Source organism: Streptomyces sp. NPDC021212 (assembly GCF_044332925.1).
Classification (GTDB): domain Bacteria; phylum Actinomycetota; class Actinomycetes; order Streptomycetales; family Streptomycetaceae; genus Streptomyces.
Map to the genome: position 1 here is coordinate 244,247 of NZ_JBIRPZ010000014.1, position 2,375 is coordinate 246,621.

The window sequence follows — 2,375 nt, forward strand, 5'->3', positions numbered from 1 at the left end:
GGCCCCGGCGGGGGGGGGGGCCCCGGGGGGGCGCCGGGCGCGCGCGCCCCCCCCCCCCCCCGGGGGGGGTGGGGGGGGGGGGCGGGGGGGGCCCCCGCCCCCCCCCGCACGCCGATGGCTCTATGACGAGGCGCTCGACGCGCCGGCTTCCGCCTTCGGGGCCGGCTCCGTGGCCTCTTCGTCGGTTGCGGCGGCTTCCGGTTCGTCCTGCGGGGCGTCGCCCCTCTTGGCCTCCGAGCGGTCCACGACGGCGGCGGCCAGCGCGTTCCCGACGACGTTCACCGCTGTACGCGCCATGTCGACGATGAAGTCGACGCCGACCAGGAGGGCGACCCCCTCGGCCGGGATGCCCATCGTCTTGCCCGCGGCGAGGAGCACCACGATGGAGGCCGAGGTGACGCCCGCCATCCCCTTGGACAGCACCACCAGGACGCCGACCATGAGCAGCAGCGACGGGAGCGAGGTGTCCGTACCGTAGGCGTGGGCGAGATACACCAGGGCGGTGGCCTGGTAGAGCACGGAGCCGTCGGAGTTGAAGGAGTAGCCGAGGGGGACGACGAACGAGGTCGTCGAACGGCTGATGCCGAAGGCTTCGAGCCTGCCCATCAGCGGTGCCAGCACCGCTTCGGAGCTGCGGGTGATGAAGGCGAGCCCGACGAGTCCGCCGATCTGCTTGAGCAGGTCCACGTACCGGATGCGGTAGATCAGCGCGATGATCGGGAAGATCACGCCGAGGACGATGGCCAGGCCCGCGTAGACCACGGCGATGAAGCCGACCAGGCTCTTGAGGTTGCCGAATCCGTAGTGCGCCACGTCGTAGCTGATGAAGCCGAGGACGCCCAGGGGAGCAACGCGGATGACATAGCCGACGACCTTGAACATGGCCGCCGAGACGGACTCCAGGACCGACGCGAACGGCGCGGACTTCTCGCCGACGGCCGCCATCCCGACGCCGAGGAAGAGTGCGAAGACGATCGCGGCGAGCAGGTTGCCCTCGGTGAACGCGGCGAAGACGTTCTTCGGGACCGAGTGCAGGATCAGCTCGTGGAAGTCGACGCCCTTGTCCAGGGTGTCCAGGCTCTTGGTGTCACCCTCGGCGACCGGGGCGCCCTTGCCGATGCCGGTGAACTTGGCCAGCGCCACCGAGATCAGGAGGATCACCGTGGTGACGATCTCGAAGTAGAGGATCGCCTTGCCGGCGATCCGGCCCACCTTCTTCACCGACTCCATGCGGGCGATGCCCAGCACGATCAGCGGGAAGACCAGGGGCAGCACGACCATCTGCACCAGGTTCAGGAAGATGTCGCCGAGGAGCTTCAGCTGCTCACCGACGTTCGGCGCGAGCGTCCCGATCAGGGCGCCGAGGCCGACGGCGAGCACCGACTGCACGCCCAGTGGCAACTTCCACCAGCGCTTGGTGCGCGCCGACGAGGTCGTCCCACTGGGATCGTTCTCGGGACGGTCGGTGGGCGGCGCCGTGCTGTGTCCTGTTTGCATGTGTGGAGCTCCCATAGGTTGTGCTCTGGTATCGGCAGGTGCCACCGACACCCGCCACGGCAATACGTCGAGACAGCCCGACCTGGCCGTCTCACGGCGGGAGTTCAGCCGATATCCGCCGCCCGGGCGGTGTCGCGGACAGCGTCGGCCACCGCTCCCGCGACCTTGTCGTTGAAGACGCTCGGAATGATGTAGTTCGGGTTCAGCTCGGCCTCGGTGACCACGTCCGCGAGCGCGCTCGCGGCGGCGAGCATCATGTCGGTGTTGACGGTTCGCGACTGGGCGTCCAGGAGGCCACGGAAGACACCCGGGAAGACCAGCACGTTGTTGATCTGGTTCGGGAAATCCGAGCGGCCGGTGGCCACCACCGCGGCGGTCTCGCGGGCGATCGCCGGGTCCACCTCGGGGTCCGGGTTGGCCAGCGCGAAGACGATCGCGTCCTCCGCCATCGCCGCCACATCCTCACCCGACAGCACATTCGGGGCCGACACGCCGATGAACACATCCGCGCCCCGCACCGCCTCCCGCAGCGTGCCCGTGACACCCTCGGGGTTGGTGTTGTCCGCGATCCACCGCAGCGGGGAGTCCGGGTCGGCCGAGACCAGGTCCTGGCGGCCGGAGTGGACCACGCCGTGGATGTCGGCGACCACCGCGTGCCGCACGCCCGCGGCGGTCAGCAGCTTCAGGATCGCGGTGCCCGCCGCGCCGGCGCCGGACATCACCACCCGCACGTCCTCGATCTTCTTGTTGACCACCCGCAGCGCGTTGGTCAGGGCGGCCAGGACGACGATGGCGGTGCCGTGCTGGTCGTCGTGGAAGACCGGGATGTCCACCGCCTCCCGCAGCCGCGCCTCGATCTCGAAGCAGCGGGGAGCGGA

2 protein-coding genes are annotated in these 2,375 nt (G+C 69.9%); both read right to left on the bottom strand.

Translation table 11 applies throughout. The annotated features are described in order from the left end of the window. Positions 1 to 120: 120 nt before the first annotated feature. The gene (locus ACH4SI_RS33200) at positions 121 to 1,497 is read right to left on the bottom strand and encodes a dicarboxylate/amino acid:cation symporter (RefSeq protein ID WP_398302280.1); all 1,377 of its coding nucleotides are present in this window, start codon (positions 1,495 to 1,497) and stop codon (positions 121 to 123) included. 104 nt (positions 1,498 to 1,601) lie between these two features. Further along, a partial coding sequence (locus tag ACH4SI_RS33205) for an NADP-dependent malic enzyme (RefSeq protein WP_398302282.1) occupies positions 1,602 to 2,375 on the bottom strand: 774 nt, incomplete at its 5' end.

Coding starts and splice junctions, on each gene's coding strand:
- ACH4SI_RS33200 (WP_398302280.1), bottom strand. CDS start 1,497: ATGCAAACAGGACACAGCACGGCGCCGCCCACCGACCGTCCCGAGAAC.